At 37.3% G+C, this 19,239-nt stretch carries 19 protein-coding genes, 3 tRNA genes and 1 other RNA gene; 17 read left to right on the plus strand and 6 right to left on the minus strand.

The features are described 5' to 3' along the window. Positions 1-44: 44 nt before the first annotated feature. The 4 genes from ENH66_01500 to ENH66_01515 all read right to left on the minus strand — a co-directional run bounded on the left by ENH66_01500 (position 45) and on the right by ENH66_01515 (position 2,295). Positions 45-365 carry a hypothetical protein gene (locus ENH66_01500; GenBank protein HDZ54359.1) on the minus strand — a complete coding sequence of 107 codons (321 nt, stop codon included), beginning with the start codon at positions 363-365 and terminating at the stop codon, positions 45-47. A gap of 139 nt (positions 366-504) precedes the next feature. Continuing rightward, positions 505-1,371: a CAP domain-containing protein gene (locus ENH66_01505; protein HDZ54360.1), complete on the minus strand. Its 867-nt coding sequence runs from the start codon at positions 1,369-1,371 to the stop codon at positions 505-507. A gap of 287 nt (positions 1,372-1,658) precedes the next feature. Beyond that, a complete protein-coding gene (locus ENH66_01510; protein ID HDZ54361.1) occupies positions 1,659-1,982 on the minus strand; it encodes a hypothetical protein in 324 nt (107 codons plus the stop codon). Continuing rightward, a complete protein-coding gene (locus ENH66_01515; GenBank protein HDZ54362.1) occupies positions 1,939-2,295 on the minus strand; it encodes a hypothetical protein in 357 nt (118 codons plus the stop codon). The genes ENH66_01510 and ENH66_01515 overlap by 44 nt, the downstream gene beginning before the upstream one ends. A gap of 189 nt (positions 2,296-2,484) precedes the next feature. Between ENH66_01515 and rnpB the strand changes: the two genes are divergently transcribed. The 14 genes from rnpB to ENH66_01585 all read left to right on the plus strand — a co-directional run bounded on the left by rnpB (position 2,485) and on the right by ENH66_01585 (position 16,709). Then, an RNA gene (gene rnpB / locus ENH66_01520) (RNase P RNA component class A) lies at positions 2,485-2,925 on the plus strand. Between the two features lie 95 nt (positions 2,926-3,020). Next, positions 3,021-4,706, plus strand: a complete 1,686-nt coding sequence (gene murJ / locus ENH66_01525; protein HDZ54363.1) for a murein biosynthesis integral membrane protein MurJ — start codon at positions 3,021-3,023, stop codon at positions 4,704-4,706. An 89-nt stretch (positions 4,707-4,795) separates the two neighbouring features. Further along, on the plus strand, positions 4,796-6,715 hold the full coding sequence (gene lepA / locus ENH66_01530; GenBank protein HDZ54364.1) for an elongation factor 4: 1,920 nt from the start codon (positions 4,796-4,798) through the stop codon (positions 6,713-6,715). 171 nt (positions 6,716-6,886) lie between these two features. Then, positions 6,887-7,270 carry a hypothetical protein gene (locus tag ENH66_01535; protein HDZ54365.1) on the plus strand — a complete coding sequence of 128 codons (384 nt, stop codon included), beginning with the start codon at positions 6,887-6,889 and terminating at the stop codon, positions 7,268-7,270. A gap of 1 nt (position 7,271) precedes the next feature. Continuing rightward, a tRNA-Gly gene (locus ENH66_01540) sits at positions 7,272-7,346 on the plus strand. A gap of 98 nt (positions 7,347-7,444) precedes the next feature. Next, positions 7,445-7,516 (plus strand) — tRNA-Thr (locus tag ENH66_01545). A 117-nt stretch (positions 7,517-7,633) separates the two neighbouring features. Continuing rightward, positions 7,634-9,238: an HlyD family efflux transporter periplasmic adaptor subunit gene (locus tag ENH66_01550; protein ID HDZ54366.1), complete on the plus strand. Its 1,605-nt coding sequence runs from the start codon at positions 7,634-7,636 to the stop codon at positions 9,236-9,238. Positions 9,239-9,243: 5 nt separating this feature from the next. Further along, on the plus strand, positions 9,244-9,966 hold the full coding sequence (locus ENH66_01555) for an ABC transporter ATP-binding protein (protein HDZ54367.1): 723 nt from the start codon (positions 9,244-9,246) through the stop codon (positions 9,964-9,966). A 1-nt stretch (position 9,967) separates the two neighbouring features. Continuing rightward, on the plus strand, positions 9,968-11,176 hold the full coding sequence (locus ENH66_01560) for an ABC transporter permease (protein HDZ54368.1): 1,209 nt from the start codon (positions 9,968-9,970) through the stop codon (positions 11,174-11,176). 18 nt (positions 11,177-11,194) lie between these two features. After that, complete coding sequence (locus ENH66_01565; protein HDZ54369.1) at positions 11,195-12,025, plus strand: glutamate racemase; 831 nt, start codon at positions 11,195-11,197, stop codon at positions 12,023-12,025. Then, positions 12,022-13,257 carry a tRNA 4-thiouridine(8) synthase ThiI gene (gene thiI / locus ENH66_01570; GenBank protein HDZ54370.1) on the plus strand — a complete coding sequence of 412 codons (1,236 nt, stop codon included), beginning with the start codon at positions 12,022-12,024 and terminating at the stop codon, positions 13,255-13,257. Before ENH66_01565 ends, thiI begins: the two co-directional genes overlap by 4 nt. Before the next feature lie 884 nt (positions 13,258-14,141). Next, positions 14,142-14,357, plus strand: coding sequence for a hypothetical protein (locus ENH66_01575; protein HDZ54371.1), 216 nt, complete (start codon positions 14,142-14,144; stop codon positions 14,355-14,357). A gap of 133 nt (positions 14,358-14,490) precedes the next feature. Next, on the plus strand, positions 14,491-15,348 hold the full coding sequence (locus ENH66_01580) for an MBL fold metallo-hydrolase (protein HDZ54372.1): 858 nt from the start codon (positions 14,491-14,493) through the stop codon (positions 15,346-15,348). Between the two features lie 296 nt (positions 15,349-15,644). Then, positions 15,645-16,709, plus strand: coding sequence for a hypothetical protein (locus ENH66_01585; GenBank protein ID HDZ54373.1), 1,065 nt, complete (start codon positions 15,645-15,647; stop codon positions 16,707-16,709). A gap of 314 nt (positions 16,710-17,023) precedes the next feature. Here the strand turns inward: ENH66_01585 and ENH66_01590 are convergent. Together ENH66_01590 and ENH66_01595 are read right to left on the minus strand one after the other, a co-directional pair. Beyond that, positions 17,024-17,096 (minus strand) — tRNA-Pro (locus ENH66_01590). A 59-nt stretch (positions 17,097-17,155) separates the two neighbouring features. After that, positions 17,156-17,344, minus strand: coding sequence for a 50S ribosomal protein L28 (locus ENH66_01595; GenBank protein ID HDZ54374.1), 189 nt, complete (start codon positions 17,342-17,344; stop codon positions 17,156-17,158). 72 nt (positions 17,345-17,416) lie between these two features. Here ENH66_01595 and ENH66_01600 point away from each other — a divergent pair, with 72 nt between their 5' ends. The 3 genes from ENH66_01600 (at position 17,417) to ENH66_01610 (ending at position 19,088) form a co-directional block, all read left to right on the plus strand. Further along, complete coding sequence (locus ENH66_01600) at positions 17,417-18,034, plus strand: site-2 protease family protein (protein ID HDZ54375.1); 618 nt, start codon at positions 17,417-17,419, stop codon at positions 18,032-18,034. Positions 18,035-18,197: 163 nt separating this feature from the next. Then, a complete protein-coding gene (locus ENH66_01605) occupies positions 18,198-18,608 on the plus strand; it encodes a 30S ribosomal protein S12 (protein ID HDZ54376.1) in 411 nt (136 codons plus the stop codon). Between the two features lie 12 nt (positions 18,609-18,620). Beyond that, positions 18,621-19,088 carry a 30S ribosomal protein S7 gene (locus ENH66_01610; protein HDZ54377.1) on the plus strand — a complete coding sequence of 156 codons (468 nt, stop codon included), beginning with the start codon at positions 18,621-18,623 and terminating at the stop codon, positions 19,086-19,088. The last annotated feature ends 151 nt before the right edge of the window (positions 19,089-19,239 follow it).

Genomic DNA, 19,239 nt, shown 5'->3' on the forward strand with positions numbered 1-19,239 from the left:
ACCAAAAATCGCCAAGAAGGCGATTTTTTAAATACAACCTTATTTTATTTCAAATCATCTGGTAAAGAATAAAGCGAGGGTTTCTTAATAATAATCTTGTAAATGTTTTCCAGGAAGTCTCCTCCTGCATATCCGATAATAAGAGCTAAAACTGGTGTGAGCTCAAGAATGCCCAAGAAATTAATACCAAGTTCTTTAATAGCTGCTGCTGTCAAAAGACCAACAATTCCTGAAATGAACATCATAACCAAAAAATAGGGGATTTGGAACTTTACATTTTTATATGAGTATTGATGTTTGATAAAGCCAACCAGGCCTCGTAAAACTCCCCCGCCAAACCCAGCAATTAAAATATAAATATACATCTTATTACAATATTTAATTTAGTTATTTTAACCGACCTTATTTTATTATTATACCCCTTTTAATATAGAATAAAAAACCCACAAAATCTCCAAAAGGGCGATTTTTTGGGTTATGGACTACAAGAGAACCTGAAACACCCTACCCAGCGGCACATGCATTAAATACTTTGACTTGATTGTTATATTCACTAACCAGCGCCTCGGCCGCCCCCAGAAGGTTATTATATTGGGTGACCAGAGCATTATACTCTTTAACTTTTCTATTATATCCCGGCCCCCATTTTGGACGCATACGTTGCAGCTCTTTTTGTTTGACTATTAGTTCTCTTTCAAGTTCTTGAAGCTGGATATCGTTACTCTCGATTTGCGCTTTTAAGGATTCTTCAGGTTCTGGGCAGGCGGATAGGGGCAAGCCGAATTCTTGAACCGCAATCCAGGTTGATTTACCCTCAAACATACCTTTTACAGCAGCTACCCCTATCTCTGTATAGCGAGAACTCAGAATATTCGCACGATGCCCTTGGCTATCCATCCATCCTTGCACCACAGCTGTATTGTTCTCGAAATTGCCGAGCGCTAAATTTTCACCAATTGCAATAAATTGATACCCTGCATCATCGGCCAAGCCTCCAACATCAACCCCTAAAGGGGAAACATGGCCAAAATATTGTTTCTCAAACATATCCTGCGCCTTGAGGAAAGCTGCCGTATTCAGTTGCTCGTTCTTTGATAATGGCAGGAATCCATGAGCGTTTCTCTGAATATTGGTTAGTGTAATGATTCCCGAGCGAGTGAGGAAAGATTCTGGGAATTCTTTGGTTGCCCGAAGCGGAGGAGGAGAAGAAACGTCTTTCCTGATTTTTTCAATTGGAAGTTTTGAGATTATTTCTGGGAATATCTCTTCAATGCCTGAGAATTGGGGAAAAAGACGTAAAATATCCACCCGGAAAAAATACAAAATTCCCAAAACAAGAAGCAAAACCAAAATGTATTTAAGATTTTTCATACTTATCTCGTATCCCCCATCCCTAAGCTGGGAGCGGGGTGGCGCGATGTTTTCATCCTACCAAAAAATCGCCCGCCCGTTCACCTAAGTTTTTATGAAAAATTTTGGTGGGTTCGGCATTGTACCCTACCCGACATTAGATTTCCTTTGCTCTAAGCCTGCCAGAGAGGTTCAATTTTGGCTTGCCCCCATACCTATCTTTAGGTAGTGGGGGACCTAAATTTTCAACTGAAACACCCGGCGGAGGGCAATTTTTTGTTTAGGCTTGTCCTGCGATTGTCGAAGGATTAAAAATTCGAAGCTTCTCTAAACCACTTGCCGAATCGGCAATCTTGGCGATGAGCAGGTGGCATATTTTTTCTCAGAAGGGTCACTGCTTCTTCGAAAAGTCCCTGGACATACGAAGGATCTGTTGTTATTTCGTGGAGTTCTTTTCTGAAAGGGAGTCTGTCAATAAATCCGTTTTTCTTGTCAACTATATAAAAAGCCAAATAACCCTTTTTTGGGGTTAAAAAGCCATTTTTTTCTAAAAGAAATGTATAAACATCCATTTGAAGCTGGAAACGGTCATAGATAGTAGGTACCCCTGCTGCCAGTAGATTTGTAATCAAGCGGAGCTAATTTATTATCAGGGAATTCTAAGACATCATCAACCGCCCCCATAAGAGTTGCTTCAAGCTTGGTATCATAGTAACGTATTCCTTCAAAATTACTACGCCATTGATTCAACCTGTTTTGGTCATGAAAGAGTTTTGCCTGGATATTATTTTCAACAATCAAAGGGTGGAGTTTTCCTTTGGCTCGATAGTCATCGAATTCCTGTTTTAAGAGAGTGTCAACAGCTATATTTAAGGCATAGGGGTATGGGGGTGGTCTTTTGATGCCGTGTTTTTTTTCAAGCCAGAAACAGAATGGACACTCCAAAAATAGGCTCAGAGAACTGGGAGACAATTGTACGTGCTTTGTACCGAATCTGCTTTGATTCGGGGTTGATTTATTGCTGTTCATGTTCTTATTTTATCAAAAAACTTACTTAGCATCAATGGTTTTAGTCAAGTTTAATGGAAAATTGAGCTTGACAAAATCATCAAATTTGTTAATATAATAGTAGTCCGAGTAGGCAAGGCAATCGCTGAGCACTCAAGAATTTGAGTACTTGGAGGAAAGTCCGAACATCTACTCCATAATGGGTTAAAAAGATAGCGGCTAACGGCCGTCGCCCGCCTAATTTTATCTAAAAATTAGGCGAGGTAGAGGTGCGAACAGAGACGCCGAAGTCCGAAAGGACTGAGGCGCCAAGCACATAAGTATGTGCTTGGCGAGCTGTCTTATAGGGCGGGGTCGCCCCATCGGCGACCTGCCGAAGAGGCAGATGAAACGGCTAAATCCTTATTAGATGCAAGAACAAATCAAGAGTTCTGGATTCATACAGAATTTCTTGGAAAAAGTGGTTCGCTTGAGCCTTGAAGTAATTCAGGGCCCAGATAGATGATTGCCATGGGTTATCTTGTAAAGGATAATCCAACAGAATTCGGCTTACTGCCTGCTCGGGCTTTTTTTATTGTTTTTAAAAAGAAGATTTGTAAATAATCAATAAAAATTTTAAAATAGAACCACTACTTTCTTTAGCTTAAATTTCATCTTTGACGATGAATCTTAGTCAGATTTTTAATTCTCAAACTAAAACTATTACTTTCGCCGCGATTTTACTCGGTTTTTCAGCTGGTTTCAGCCGACTATTGGGGCTTGTCCGAAATGGTTTATTGGCTGGTTTTTTTGGCACAGGTTCTGAAGTGAATATTTATCTGGCAGCTTTCAGAATCCCTGATTTCGTCTATAATTTTTTAATTGTTGGAGGGCTGACAGTTGCTTTCTTGCCAATATTCTCTGAATATTTCTCAAAGGAAAAAGAAAAAGCCTGGGAGATGGTAAGTTATGTTTTGAATGTTTTTTTGTTTTTACTTATTTTAAGCTCTTTAGTTCTTTTTATTTTAGCTCCGTTCTTGATAAAAATTATTGTCCCTGGTTTTTCAGCCGAAGACCAAAATTTAACAGTTTTTCTTACCAGATTAATGTTTTTAAGTCCGATTTTATTTGGCCTTTCCAGCATATTTTCTGGTGTTTTGCATCATTTTAACCGTTTTTTTATCTATTCTTTAGCCCCTATCTTTTACAATGTTGGCATTATTTTCGGCATTCTGTTTTTTTATCCTATTTTCGGTTTGCCCGGTTTGTCTTACGGAGTAATTTTGGGAGCTTTTTTACACCTGATAATTCAAGTGCCTTCGGTGAGGAATTGCGGTTTTCGTTATAAATTACTTTTCAATTTTAAATATCCTGCGATTAAAAAAATTTTTAGATTAATGATACCCCGTTCTTTTGCTATAGCTGCTCAACAGATAAATCTTATTGTTATCACCGCCATAGCTTCTACTATAGTTGGTGGCATTGCCATTTTTAATTATGCAAATGATCTTCACTATTTTCCGATTGGAATCATTGGCATTCCTTTTGCCTTAGCTGTCTTTCCCGCTCTTTCCAGGAACTGGGCCAAAGGTCAGAAGGAAAAATTTTTGGAAATTTTTTCTTCAGTTTTTCGTCAGATTGTTTTTCTAATTATACCCATAAGCGTTTTAATTTTTATTTTAAGAGCTCAGCTGGTCAGATTGGTTTTGGGAACTTTGGGTCCGGGTAACTTTGACTGGTCAGACACCAGGCTAACAGCCGCTTCTTTGGGACTTTTTTCTATTGGAATTTTAGCTTCAGCTCTAATTCCTTTTATTTCTCGGGCTTTCTTTTCTTTTCAAGACACTAAAACCCCCACCTTAATTGCTGTTGCCTCTGTTGTTATTAATATTATTTTAAGTTTTTCTCTGATTTGGCTTTTAAAATATTCTAGTTATTTCCAAATTTTGATGTCGGATATCCTTAAACTCAAAGGTATTGAAAATATTTCAATTATTGGGCTTCCTTTGGCTTTTTCTTTAGCTGCCATTTTCCAGTTCTTTTTTCTTTTGACCTTTCTTAATAAAAAAATAGACGGATTAAAAGGGAAAGAAATTTTTTCTTCCTTTACAAAAGTTTTTGTTACAAGTCTTTTCATGGGATTTATTGTTTATTTTAGCCTTCGTTTTTTAGACAAATTTTTTATCATAGAAAGAGTCTGGGGGCTTTTTATCCAGACAGCTTTAGCCGGACTTTTAGGAGTTCTATTATATTTTGCCATAGCTTTCATCTTTAAATTTCCCGAACTAACGGCAATTACGGATTCTTTTAAAAAACAGTTTCAAAAAAAGATTGCCCCTTCAGAGATAGAAATAACTAAACCCTCCTAAGTTTTTCTTCAAAAAATTTTGGCGGGCAAACCCTCCTAAATTTTCCTTTGTAAAACTTGGGAGGGTAAATCTTAGAACACCTGTCTTTTATGGAAAATCAAGACAATATTAGAAACTTCTGTATTATTAGTCATATTGATCATGGTAAGTCAACTTTAGCTGACAGATTTTTGGAATTAACCAAGACTGTTCCCAAAGCTAAGATGCGGCCTCAGTATTTAGATCTAATGAGTTTAGAGCAAGAAAAAGGGATAACAATTAAGATGCAGCCGGTGCGAATGTTCTATACCCTGGATGCTAAGCCATATATTTTAAACCTGATTGATACTCCTGGCCATGTTGATTTTACATACGAAGTTTCCCGATCTCTTGCGGCAGTCGAAGGAGCTGTTTTATTAGTTGACGCAGCCAAAGGGATTCAAGCCCAAACTTTAGCCAATTTGGAGTTAGCGAAAAAACCGAGACATCATCTTTCTCCCCATACCATCGCCTCTGACGAGCTACGGGGCGAGTCGTCGGAGCTGCGCGGTAAGCAGGATTTAAGAATTATTCCCGTGGTTAATAAGATAGATCTAGCCCATGCTCAGATTGAGGAAACCAAAACAGAGATCTGCCAGCAACTAGGAGTTTCACCAGAAACTATTCTTTCGATCTCAGCTAAAAACGGAGAAAATGTAGCAGGACTTTTAGAAAAGATAATCAAAGAAATTCCTCCTCCATCGGGTTCTCTGGAAAAACCTTTCCGAGCCTTAATCTTCGATTCTAAATATGACTCCTATAAAGGAGTAATAGTCTATGTGAGAGTATTTGACGGTAGAATCAAAAACAATGAACCCATTTATTTATTGGCAGCTAATACCGAAGGAACAGTAAAAGAAGTAGGATTTTTTTCTCCGGGGCTATCTGCTCAGACAGAATTAAAAGTTGGAGAGATAGGCTACATTGCTACCGGCATTAAAGAGCCGGGAAAAGTGAAAGTGGGGGATACCATTATTAGCTACTCAGCCGTCCAGTCGCCCAGTCACTTAGTAAAGCCCTTGCCTGGTTATTCGGAGCCCAAGCCAGTGGTCTTTGTAAGTTTATATCCAGAAGATCCTAATGATTTTGATTTATTACAGAATGCTCTAAGTAAATTCAGACTAACTGATCCTTCTTTTACTTTCGAGTTAGAAGCTCGAAGGTCTTTGGGCAGAGGATACTTGGGTGGTTTTTTAGGCACCTTGCATGCTGAGATCGTGGTGGAAAGACTCCAACAGGAATTCGGTCTTAATTTAATAGTTAGTGCCCCTCAAGTTTCCTACAAGATTTTAGACAAGAAAGGCAGAGAAATTTCTATTAAGACAGCCGCTGATTGGCCCGTTTCGTCTGACGAGCGAATGATAGGAGGCGGGTTAAATCCTTCAGATATTCAAGAGATTCAAGAGCCTTGGGTTGAACTGGAGATAATCACCCCCTTGAATTATTTAGGACAAGTTTTGGGAATTCTCTCCAAATTAAAAGGCATTCATAAAACCAAGAAATATTTAAGCCCGGAGAAAGTACTTTTAATTTTTGAAGCTCCTTTCAGAGAAATTATCTCTGATTTTTATGACAAGCTAAAAGGAGTAACCCAGGGTTATGCTTCTTTGAATTACCATTTTTTGGAGTATCGAATGGGAGATTTGGTCAAATTGGAAGTTTTAATTGCCGGTAGAAAAGAAGAATCTTTTTCCAAAATTGTTTCCGAAAGTCAGGCTCATCAAGAGGGCAAAAAAATTGTTACGAAATTGAAAGAGATTTTGCCTTCCCAGCAGTTTTCCGTTCCTTTGCAGGCCTTAATTTCCGGGAAAATTGTTGCCAGAGAAACATTAAGGGCCAGGGGAAAAGACGTAATAGCTCCTCTCTATGGAGGTGACTATACCAGAAAGAAAAAACTTTTAGAAAAACAGAAAAAAGGAAAAAAAGAATTAAAAGAAAAAGGGAAGGTAAGAATTCCCCAGAAAGTCTTTTTAGAAATGCTTAAAAGCTAATTATTGTTTCCAAGATATTAGCTTTAAAATCCCAAATCCTTGTGCTATATTAATAAAGGCGCATTAGAGGAGCTATCAAAAAACCAACCATACTTAAGACAACCAAGGAGATTAGGACAATCCAGACTAGTTTTAGAATTGATTTTCCTCGTAATTTCGGCATATTAGAATATGATAACAAAAAAAACAAAAAGAAGAAAATCATATCCAGCGATATTGTTTTCTTTTTTTTCCGTTATTTTTGTTTTCGGGATAGTTGGTTTTCTAATCTTTTCTAATTGGAAAACTAACCAACAGAGAAAAGAATTTAACCTGAGAATCGAATTTCTTCAACAAGAGATCAGCGTTTTATCAGAGAAAAAACAAGAGTTAGAAGCCTTGGCTTCACAACTTGGTAGAGAGGAGTATTTGGAAAAAGTGGCCAGAGAACAGCTTAATCTTCAAAAATCAGACGAAAAAGTAGTGGCAATTTTATCTCCAGAAGAAGAAGAAAATAAAGAAACTCAAAAGAAAAAGAGTTTTTGGCAAAGAATATTGGAAAAGATAAGCTTTTGATGCGGGTGTCGTATAACGGTTATTATAACTCCTTCCCAAGGAGTGGACGGCGGTTCGACTCCGCTCACCCGCTCCGTAATCCCACAGAAAGATTTTTTACCTATTTCGCAATGGGCTTCCGCAATGGAAACCCATTGCGAAGTCGATGCGGGACAGGGAGCAATTTTATACTGAGCCAGAGTAGCTCAGCGGTAGAGCAATCGCTTCGTAAGCGATAGGTCGTGAGTTCAAGTCTCACCTCTGGCTTAACTAGATCATGGGTTTCTCGTACCGGAATAAAGAAGCAAGCGTTAAAATAGGAATACTAAATGTTATCTGTATGGACGAAATACGGAAAACACGGTAAAATAAAGAAGTAAAAACATGACAAAGAAAAAAATTTTAATCTTAATTATAATTTCAATCATCACAGTTGTCGGCCTCTATTTTCTTTTTTTCAAGAAAGAGAAGGTCGAGTATTCTTTAGTAGAGGTTATTATAGGAAACATTATCCAAGAAGTTTCAGAAACAGGATCTGTGAAAGTGGGAGAGGAAATAAACCTTGGTTTTAGAAATGCTGGGAGAATTGAGAAAATTTATGTTGAGGTGGGGAATTCAGTTAAATCAGGGCAGAGTTTGGCAAAATTAGATACCGCCCAATTTATTATTCAACTGAGAGAAGCTCAAGCCGCCTTAGAAGTAGCTCAGGCTCAATTCGATAAATTATTAGCAGGATCTACTCCCGAGGAAATTCAGGTTGCTAAAACCGCCGTTTTGAACGCCCAAAATACTCTTGATGATGCTAAACAAAACCTGGAAGACGTAAAGGCTGATGCCACAGAAGACTCAGGCGCAGCTTACGAAGATGCTCTAAATATCCTAGACGATTCTTACTTGAAAGCCTACAACGCCTATAATGATGTAAGCGATATTCAGAGAACTTATTTTAGTGGCAATGATCAAGAGGGCCTTTCTGTTCAAGAAAACAAAAACAAGATAAATAATAATTTGAACCAGGCAAAAAATTATTTAGATATTGCCAAAAACAATTTTAACAATGAAAATATTGATAGTGCCCTATCTGAGTTTAAAACCGCTTTGGGTAATATTTATGATGCCCTAACCGTTATTAGAGAAAAAACCGAGGCTGTTAGCTATCGAAATACAGTAACTTCAACCGATAAAACTTCTTTAGATACCCATAGAACAAATATTAATACAGCCCTTACCAATGTTGTGAATTCTCAACAGGCCATTTCTTCTACTCAAATAACGAACGAAAGCGATATTAATACTGCAGAAGCTGCGGTTTCTTCGGCCGAAGGAAATTTAAAGGCAGCTGAAGACCAGTTAGCTCTTACCAAAGCCGGTCCTTCACAAGAAGAAATTAATTTATATCAAGCCCAAGTAAGACAGGCTCAAGCCAAGGTGAATTTATTACAAAATCAGATCCAAGAAGCTACGATAGTCAGTCCTACCAAAGGGCAGATTACTAAAATTGAAAAGAGGATAGGAGAAATGGCTCAGCCAACAGAGGCTGTGATTTTTTTACTTCCGGCAGTTCCATTTCAGGTAGAAGTAGATATTTACGAAGAAGATATTGTTAAAGTGAAAACAGGCAATCAGGTTGAGATTACTTTGGCCGCTTTTCCAGATAAGATCTTCGAAGGGATGGTAATTTCTATAGATCCTGCTGAAAAACTGGTTGAAGGAATAGTTTATTATGAAGTTACTATTGATTTTATGGAATTTCCTCAAGAAATTAAGCCCGGTATGACAACTGATATTATTATAAAAACCGCTTCAAGAAAAAATGTTTTAGTTATTCCTGAAGAAACGATAATAAAGAAAGATATCAAAGTAACAGTCCGAATTGTAAGCGGTGATGTTCTTGAACCAAAGGAAATTGTGATTGGTCTGATAGGAAGTGATGGGATGGTAGAAGTCATTTCTGGCTTGAGCGAAGGAGAAGAAGTGGTTTTAGAATAAAATCTATGGCCGGAAAACTTTTAATCAAATTAGAAAACGTTTGGAAGATTTATCAGCTAGGGAAAGTGGAACTTACCGTATTAAGAGGAATAAGCCTGGAGATTGCTCCAGGTAGTTTTGTGTCGATTTTGGGCCCTTCTGGTTCTGGAAAATCTACGCTTTTGAATATGATCGGTGTTTTAGATATACCGACCAAGGGAAAAGTTTTTTTAGCCGGTCAAGACATTTCACAACTTTCAGAAGATGAATTAGCTCAGATTAGAGGTAAGAAAGTTGGTTTTATTTTTCAACAGTTCAATCTATTGCCAAACCTTAGTGCCCTTGAGAACGTAATGATGCCAATGCTTTTTCAGGGTGTTTCTCAAGAAAAAAGAAAAGAAAGAGCAGAATTTTTACTTGAGTCGGTCGGCTTAAAAGAGCGATTGGAACACAGGCCCTCCGAACTTTCAGGGGGCGAACAACAAAGAATAGCTATTGCCAGATCCTTAGCTAATGATCCAGAAATAGTTATTGCTGATGAGCCAACTGGTAATTTAGATTCAAAAACGGGGGAGAAGGTTATGGAAGTTTTAGTTAATCTTCACATAAAAGAAGGAAAGACTATTATCGTTGTAACCCATGATCCTAACATTGCAGATTACAGCGAAAAAGTAATAAGTATTAAAGATGGCCAAATAGTATCAGATCATTTAAGCAAAAAGGAAATTCTCTGGCAGGGTAAAAAATAAAATGTGGGTAGAATATTTTAGACTAGCAATTAGAAATCTTAGAACCAGACCATTAAGAAGTTGGCTGACGATTTTAGGTATTGTCATCGGTGTTTTCTTGATAATGTCGTTGTTTTCTTTAAGTCAGGGATTAAAAGATACCGTTCTTCAGCAATTAAGGGCGATAGGTAAGGATATTGTTATGATTATTCCTGGTGACATTTCTGATATATTCACTACCCTTATGGGAGCAGTGGAGTTAACCGAAGAAGATTTAAGGGCGATAGAGAAAACCAAGGGGGTGGAGGCAGTTATTCCATGGGTTTATAAGGGAGAAGTTATGAAGTATCAGGGTGAAAGTAAAACTGTTATCCTTTTAGGAATGCCCTTACAACATATTGATATTATAAAAAATGACCTAGGAATGAACACATCTGAAGGTCGTTGGCCTCAGGCCGGCAAAAGAGAGCTTCTGGTTGGCAGTGTGGTGTCAGAAAATGTTTTCCCCGGTTTAAAAATCAATACTCAGGCCACTATAAAGGGGCAGAGATTTGAAGTTGTTGGAATATTAAAGTCTTTGGGAAATAGCCAAGACGATTCGATGATAAGTATGGATTTAAATGTTTTCCGTCAGATTACAGGCAAGAAAAAAGGAGCACCCCAGGCTATGGCTAAAATTGCGGCAGGTTATAATCCCGAAGAGGTAGCAGAAGATATAAAAGAAAACCTTAAAAAAACGAGAAAAAGACAAAGAGGCGAAGAAGAGGCTTCATTTTCTGTTTTAACCAATGAGGCAATGTCTGCGATGGTTGGTAGTATTATGGGAATAATTCAAATTGCAGTTTTTGCTTTTGCTAGTATTGCCATTCTTGTCGGTGGAATTGGCATAATGAACACGATGTATACTTCGGTTCGTGAAAGGACCAAAGAAATTGGGATTATGAAGGCTGTGGGAGCTAAAAGATCGGCTATCACCCTTATTTTCTTAATTGAGTCAGGCGTTATTGGCGTGGTGGGGGGATTAGGTGGAATGGTGCTTGGATTGGGATTAGCTAAATTAATTGAAATTGTTAGCCAATTTGGCGGTACTTCTTATATTTCCGCTTCCATCTCACCTGGCATTATTATTTTTGGTTTAACATTTTCCTTTTTACTTGGGAGTATCTCTGGTTTTTTACCAGCTAGAAATGCAGCAAGCTTAAAGCCGGTTGACGCCTTAAGATACGAATAAATAAAATCCTCTGTTTAAATGAAAAAACCTGAGAAAAAATATTCAATAGGTATTTTTGATTCAGGTTTCGGGGGATTAGGCATTCTTAAGGAGATAACGAAAAAATTACCAGAATATGACTACATTTATCTGGGCGATACAGCAAGGACGCCTTATGGTAATCGTTCTCAGGAAACAATTCATAGTTTCACCAACCAAGCAGTTGACTTTCTTTTTAAAAAAGGTTGTCAGTTAATAATTTTAGCTTGCAACACTGCTTCTAGCGAAGCCCTTCGGAAAATTCAGCAAGAATATTTACCAAGATATTATCCCAAAAAGAGAGTTTTGGGAGTAATTATTCCAGCTGTAGAAGCAGCCCTTGAACTGAATGATAATAATCGTATCGGCGTAATTGGAACAGAAAGTACTGTGCACTCCGGAGTATTCAAGAGAGAACTCAAGAAACTTAATCCAGAAATAAAGGTTTTTCAAATAGCCTGTCCTTTACTTGTGCCAATAGTGGAGGCTGGTGAACAAAACTCTAAAGCATCTGATTTAATTCTTAAAAATTACCTTAACCTTTTAGTTAGAAGAAATATTGACACTTTAATTTTAGGTTGTACGCATTACGAAATATTAGAGAATAAAATTAGAAAAATTATTGGCCCCAAAATAAAAATTGTTACAGAGAACAAAATAGTAGCTGAAAAACTAAAGGATTACTTAAGGAGACACCCGGAAATAGAGAAAACTCTTACTAAAAATAAAAGTATAGATTTTCTCACCACTGATTTAACTGATAAATTTAAAATTTTAGGCAGTAAATTTTTAGGCAGGACAATTTTACCAAAAAAAGTGGAATTAAGATGAAATATGTAATTTGTCATTATAGTGAGATAGGATTGAAGGGTAAAAATCGGAAATTTTTTGAGGAAAAGTTGATAGAGAATATAAAGCGGGTTTTAAGGCCGAAATATTTTGTTTTTGTAAAACGAATTTCCGGGAGAATTATCGTACAATTAACTAAAAAAGGAGAAGAAAGCGAAAAAGAAATTAATGAAGCTTTGAAAAATGTTTTTGGTATGGCTTACTTTTCTTTAGTGATTAGTTCTCCCCAAAAAATAAGGAGTATCCGAGAAAAAGCTTTAGAGATTTTGAGAGACTCCGAATATCATAAATTCCTTGGATTTGGCTACCCCACACTACAACCTTCGGTTGAGTACGGGGCACGCGGGGTAAGCAGAAAATTTAAGACTTTTAGGATTTCTACTCAAAGATCAAAGAAAGATTTTCATTTGACTTCCCAGCAAATCAACGAGAAAGTGGGGGAGTACATACTGCAAAAAACAAAATTCAGGGTAGACTTAAAAAGGCCGGATATAACATGTTTTATTGAGATAGTTGAAAAATACGCCTTTTTGTATTTGAAAAAAATTAGAGGCTTGGGTGGCCTGCCAGTGAGCGTGAGCGGAAGGGCAATAGTTCTTTTATCTGGGGGTATTGATTCACCGGTGGCTGGTTTTTTGGCGATGAAGCGGGGAATAAAAGCTATTTTTTTACACTTTCATGCTCGTCCTTTTACTTCTGAAGCATCAATCGAAAAAACAAAAAGAATCGTTGAACTTTTAAGTAAATATCAAGGGAAATCTAAGCTTTACCTTGTTCCTTTCGCCGAAGCTCAGAAAGAGATCTTACTCAAAACACCAACTAAATTAAGAGTGATTCTTTATCGGAGAGTTATGTTTCAAATTGCCGCAAAAATAGCTGAAAAAGAAAAGGCTTTAGTGATATTTACTGGTGAAAGCGTGGGACAAGTTGCTTCCCAGACCTTAGAGAATATAAAGGCGATTGAAGCTGCCGTTCATTTGCCGGTTTTCCGTCCCTTAATCAGCCAAGATAAAGAAGAAATTATTCAGAAAGCCAAAGAAATTGGTACTTTTGAAATTTCTATTTTGCCGCATCAAGATTGCTGCTCAAGATTTTTACCCCGCCATCCAGAAACTAGAGCTAAATTAGAAGAGGTGATAAAAGCAGAAAAGAAGCTAAATATTAGAAAATTGATCCAAGGAGCCGTTAAGAAATCTTCTCTGATTGAAATTTAAGAGTCGATCCTTCGACAGGCTCAGGACCAAGGCTGAGTTTATCGCCCTTCAAATTCTTCAGGGCGACCCTGAATTGATTGAATGGGTCGAAGCCTTGACTTCAACTCTTGCTTAAATTAAGCTAATATAAGGCTGTGGATAAGTATCCCACACCAATTTTGCAAGATTTGCTACGGTGGCACACCCTGAACTAGAACAAAGTTCAATTCAGGGCAAGCTCCTTCCCTTTGCAATAAGTTATGGACTACTTGCCCCGTACCGAACAGAAGGTTCTGGTATGGGGTTCAGCCACTGTGCCACAAGCAGTTTTTACCCGTATTACTGGATAGGAAAGTTTTAACCTATAAGCACGACAAAATTGATACGGGGCAAAGGAATCCACGAATAACAAGGAAAAGGTCGATCAAATCTAAAAATTTAAAATTTACAACCTATAAAAAAATTATGGAAGCTTATTGCGTAAAATGTAAAGCCAAAAGAGAGATACAGGACGAAAAAGAAATAGCCATGAAGGGAAAGGGAGGAACAAAAAGAAGAGCCTTGACCGGAACTTGTCCGAAGTGCGGAACAAAGATGTTCAGGATTTTGGGCAACAAGTAGGAATAGGAATAAGATAATAACATTTAAAATAATAATTTTAGCCAAAACCCCGAATAAGGGTTTGGCTTTTATTTTTTTATAGTAAAATTTAAATGAAAAAATGTTTAATTATTGAAGTTTTTTAACTCATTCCGAGCACGACCACTCAAAAGTTTGGAATATTATATTCCCTTTCACATAGAGGTGAGAGTATAAACTTTAATAGAAAAGGAAAAGAGCTTGTCGAAGTTCAGCCTCGTAAGATTGTTTGACAAAGATTCTTCTATTCCGATATAATAAAATTGATGAAAAAGAAAAATATTACAATTGATACTTTGACAAAAATGATAGCCAAAGGTTTTGAGGAAACCGCAAAGAAGAAAGATGTAGATAAACGATTCGATAAGGTTGAAAGTCGTCTTGAAAGAATTGAAAAACTTCTTATCGTTGATCATCGTCGGAGAATAGAAAAATTAGAAATTGCAGCAAAAGAATTAAGAGAATTGTTAGCTGTAAGATAGCTTGAAGAAAGTATCATTTGAGATAAGTCCACTGCCCGAGAGTGATTCTTGGGTTTTTGTTTTAAATAACGATTAACTGAACTATGGCTCACGCAGTGTGATATATCGAACAAAGTTCGTTATAATATAACCAATGAAAAAGAATAATGCTGTTTTCATTATTTTAGGCCTCTTGTTTTTCTTCAATATCTTTGCCTGGGTTGTTGTTTACGACCTAAGCCAGCCAAGATTTCTGGAAGTTACTTTCTTTGACGTAGGCCAGGGAGATGCTATTTTTATTGAAACTCCCCAAGGACATCAGATTCTAATTGACGGCGGGCCAGATTCAACTGTCTTAGAGAAATTGGGAAAGGAAATGCCTTTCTGGGACAGGACGATTGACCTTGTGATTTTGACTCATCCCGAGCACGACCATTTTGCCGGTTTGCTGCAGGTTTTGAAAAGATACAAAATTGATTATATTTTGTGGACAGGAATTATAAGAGATACTAACGAGTATCAAGAATGGAGGAGATTGATCGAAGAGGAAAAAGCAGAAATTAAAATTGCCAAAGCCGGTCAGAAGATTAAATTAACTGACAATATTTATATTGATATTTTACATCCTTTCGAAAACTTAGAAGGCCAGGAATCCAAAAATAGCAACAATACTTCGATTATTAACTTCTTGGTTTTCGGTCAACACTCCTGGCTTTTTACAGGAGATGCTTATAAATCAGTAGAAAAAGAGCTTATTAAAAAGAACACCGATCTTACCGCCGACATTTTAAAAATTGGCCATCATGGAAGCAAAACTTCGACAGCTCCGGAATTTATTGAGCAGATTTCGCCAGAAATTGCTGTTATTTCAGCGGGGAGAGACAACAGATACGGACATCCTAGCCAAGAAGTTTTGGAAATATTGGAAAGCCATGGTATAAGAGTTCTAAGAACAGATATCGATGGAGATATAAAAATTATTTCTGATGGAATGGATATAATAATCAAATAGCGTTCAGCAACGAAGCCCCAAAGTTACAGTTTACCGTTCGGCAATCTACTTCAAAGGACCGCAGAATTTCCCACTGAGAAATTCTGCTTAGTCCTCGGCCTGCTCGTCGCCCTTGGCGACACCGTGGCCGCAGGCCTGCGGATGTCCTTTTTAGTAGTTGCCTCGCTTAAAAGTTATTCGTATATTCGTACTGATTCGTAATACAAACCGGTCGCTCAGCTCCCTGTAATTACTCCGTAATTAAGCAAACCGGTCGCTCAGCTTCCTGTCATTACTGAGCCATTAATCGTAAGGTTATGCAATTCCCGATTTTTAAAACTAAAACAAAGAGCAATCAGACCTTTAATCTAACCTATGCCAAAGAAAGAAAGGCTTATTTTGAGTTGAAAGCAGGAAAAGAGATCAAAAAATTAAGAAATTATCTAAATAAAAACAATACTTTTATTGCTTATCTTTTAGGAAAAAAGAATTCTGGCAAAGGGACTTATACGAAACTTTTCATGGAAGCGGTCGATGATAAAAAAGTAGCTTCAATTTCGATTGGCGATCTTGTAAGAAGAACTCACCAAGAAATGACTAATGAGAATAAGAAAAAAGAATTGATTAATTTCCTCGAAAAACATTATCGGGGTTTTATTCCGATTAAAGATGCTATGCAGGCTTTGTTAAAAAGAAATACTGAATCTCTTTTGCCGACTGAATTTATTTTGGCTTTGGTTAAGAAAGAAATAATGGCGATGAAGAAAAAGGCTCTTTTTATTGATGGTTTTCCCAGAGAATTAGATCAAGTTTCCTATTCTCTTTTCTTCCGTGACCTTATTGATTACCGAACAGATCCTGATATTTTTGTTTTAATTGATGTTCCAGAGTCTGTGATTAGCGAAAGAATGAAATGGCGGGTAGTCTGTCCCCATTGCCATAACTCAAAGAATTTGAAACTTTATTTGAGTAAGGAAATAAAATATGATAAGGGAAGCAAAAAATTTTATTTTATTTGTGACAGTCCACAATGCCAAGCAATTAAGATGATCTCGAAAGAAGGCGACAAGCTGGGGACAAAACCAATAAGAAAAAGACTAAAATTAGATGAAGAATTAATAAAGCAGGCCCTTTCTCTCCATGGGATTCCGAAGGTTCTTTTGAGAAATTCTATACCAGTCAAAGAAGCAAAAAAATATGTTGATGATTATGAAATTACCCCCGAATATCATTATAAATGGGATGCTAAATCCAAAATGGTGAAAATAACTGAGAAGTCTTGGGCAGTCTTAGATGACGAAAGGGTTTCTTCTTATAGTTTGTTGCCCCCTCCGGTAGCAGTATCATTGATTAAACAAATGGCAAATATTCTTTGTCCTTAACTTTCTAAATCAGACTAAAGGATAATGTGGGGATAAACTATGGATTTATCGAGAAATTCAATTTAATTTTATCTCTTGACTGATAACCTTGAAAGAGATAAAATTAAAGTGCCCTGTAAGCTTCTTTTTAGCTAAATTCTGGGACAAAAGTTCTTTTTTGGGAGTCCTATATTTCTTGAGCCTGTGGGTTCAAGTTGCGGATACCCACCTAGATATATTTGCCAGAATATTTACTAGAAAGAAGAACGGGGCACCAAAAAAAACACCACATTGTGGTGTTTTTTTGGTACTCGTTAAAATCTCAGAACATATTATCGGGGCACTGGGATTCGAACCCAGAATCTTACGCACCCCATGCGCAAATGTTAACCATTACACCATGCCCCGAAAATTTTGGTGCGGGACCCAGTCTTGTGCACTATCGCCATACTACGCCCCGTTAGAAATTATTTATACTTGTCTCTTGCTTTAATACACTTCGTACAAGCTAAAATCCTTTTACCGGATGGCAACTTTAACCATTGCAAATTTGGGTATTGCCTTCTTTTTACAGTAGGGTTATATCTTCCTCGAAGTTTTATTCTTCGCCACACCAGAGTTGATCCTTTTTCGCAGATTGCGCATTTTTTAGCCATAGTAAATTTATTTTATCAGAAGATTTCTTTTTTTACAAGACTAATGCTATAATATTTTATTAATAAAAAGTTATGGAATATTTATTTATTATCATTATTCTGATTTTCTCCATAGTTATCCATGAAGTTTCTCATGGAGCAGTAGCTAATCTTTTAGGTGATCCGACAGCTAAACACGCCGGCCGCCTTACTTTAAATCCAATCAAACATTTAGATCCGATGGGTTCTGTTATTTTGCCATTACTTTTGATTTTGATAAAAAGCCCGTTTCTATTCGGCTGGGCAAAACCAGTACCGATTAACCCTTATAATTTCCGGGACCAAAAATACGGTTCGGCAAAAACAGCTTTAGCAGGACCTGCCGCAAATCTAATCTTAGCTTTAATTTTCGGATTAGCTTTACGATTTCTTCCGGCCCCGATAGTTTCTTCCGGACTAGTCTTCATGTTTTCTTACATTGTTTATATTAACCTGCTTTTAGCCATATTTAATTTATTACCCATTCCTCCCCTCGATGGTTCCCATCTTTTATATACTTTTCTGCCATATTCAATGGAAAACATAAAAGTCTTTTTGAACCAATTCGGTATATTCATTTTATTCTTTATTATTTTCTTTCTCTTTCGGTGGGTAATTTTAATTATCAATTGGCTTTTTGCATTAATCGTTGGCACACCACTTTTTAGTTGACACTTCAATAAGCGTAACGTCAGCCTTGAACTGGCCGGATGAGTTGACATTTTTAAACTTATTTGCTAAATTATACTGGACTGGAAGCGCTCAGCGCTTAATTATTTTTGAGCGAGCGTTAGTGCTCGGTGCCAACTTTATTCACTTTGTTCATAAAATTGTCATGCCCACCATTCACCAATTAATTAAAAAAGAAAGAAGAAAGGCAAAGAAGCGTCACAAGACGCCGGCTTTAACATTTGGCTTTAATGTTTTAAAAAACAGACCGAAAGAATATTCTTCCCCTTTCAAAAGGGGAGTTTGCCTTAAAGTTTTCACTGTAACCCCCAAGAAACCAAATTCAGCTTTAAGAAAAGTAGCCAGAGTAAGGTTAACCAATGGGATGGAGGTGACAGCTTATATTCCCGGAGAAGGACACAATTTACAAGAACACTCGGTGGTTTTACTTCGAGGAGGAAGAGCCAAAGATTTGCCGGGGGTGAGATATCATATTGTTCGTGGTGTTATCGATACGTCGGGGGTAGAAGGAAGGAAGCAGAAAAGAAGTAAATATGGAGCAAAGAAAGAAAAATAAAAGGCAAAATTTATGAGTCGAAAAAGAAAGGAAAAAAGAATAATTCTACCAGACCCTGTCTATAATAATGTTAATGTTGAAAAATTTATTAATCAGATAATGCGACGGGGTAAAAAAACCATAGCCAGAAAGATTGTTTATGGAGCTTTTGACGGAATTAAAGAAAAAACCAAAAAAGAGCCTTTAGAGATTTTTGAGAAAGCTATTCAGAATGCAGCTCCTTTGCTTGAGGTGAAACCCAAGAGAATCGGAGGAGCAACCTATCAGGTTCCGAGAGAAGTTAGAGGAGATAGAAGGTTGACTTTAGCCGTACGCTGGATTATTCAGGCAGCTAGATCGAGAAAGGGCAAGCCCATGAAAGAAAAATTAGCCGTAGAATTAATTGAAGCTTCACAGAATACCGGGGTTGCAATAAAGAGAAGACACGACACGCACCGTATGGCCGAAGCAAACAGAGCATTTGCCCATTTCGCCCGATAGTGTGCCCGGCAACGAAGTCTCAAAGTAAACGTTCGGAAATATGACCCCGCCCCTAAAACTTGAGGTGGACGATTAATGATAGGAATTTAAGTCTAATTCATTTTTTTGTTTCATTCGTATCTCAATAGGCATAGGAGCGGGGTCAATTTCC

The organism is Candidatus Nealsonbacteria bacterium, from assembly GCA_011050465.1.
Classification (GTDB): domain Bacteria; phylum Patescibacteriota; class Minisyncoccia; order Minisyncoccales; family RBG-13-36-15; genus RBG-13-36-15.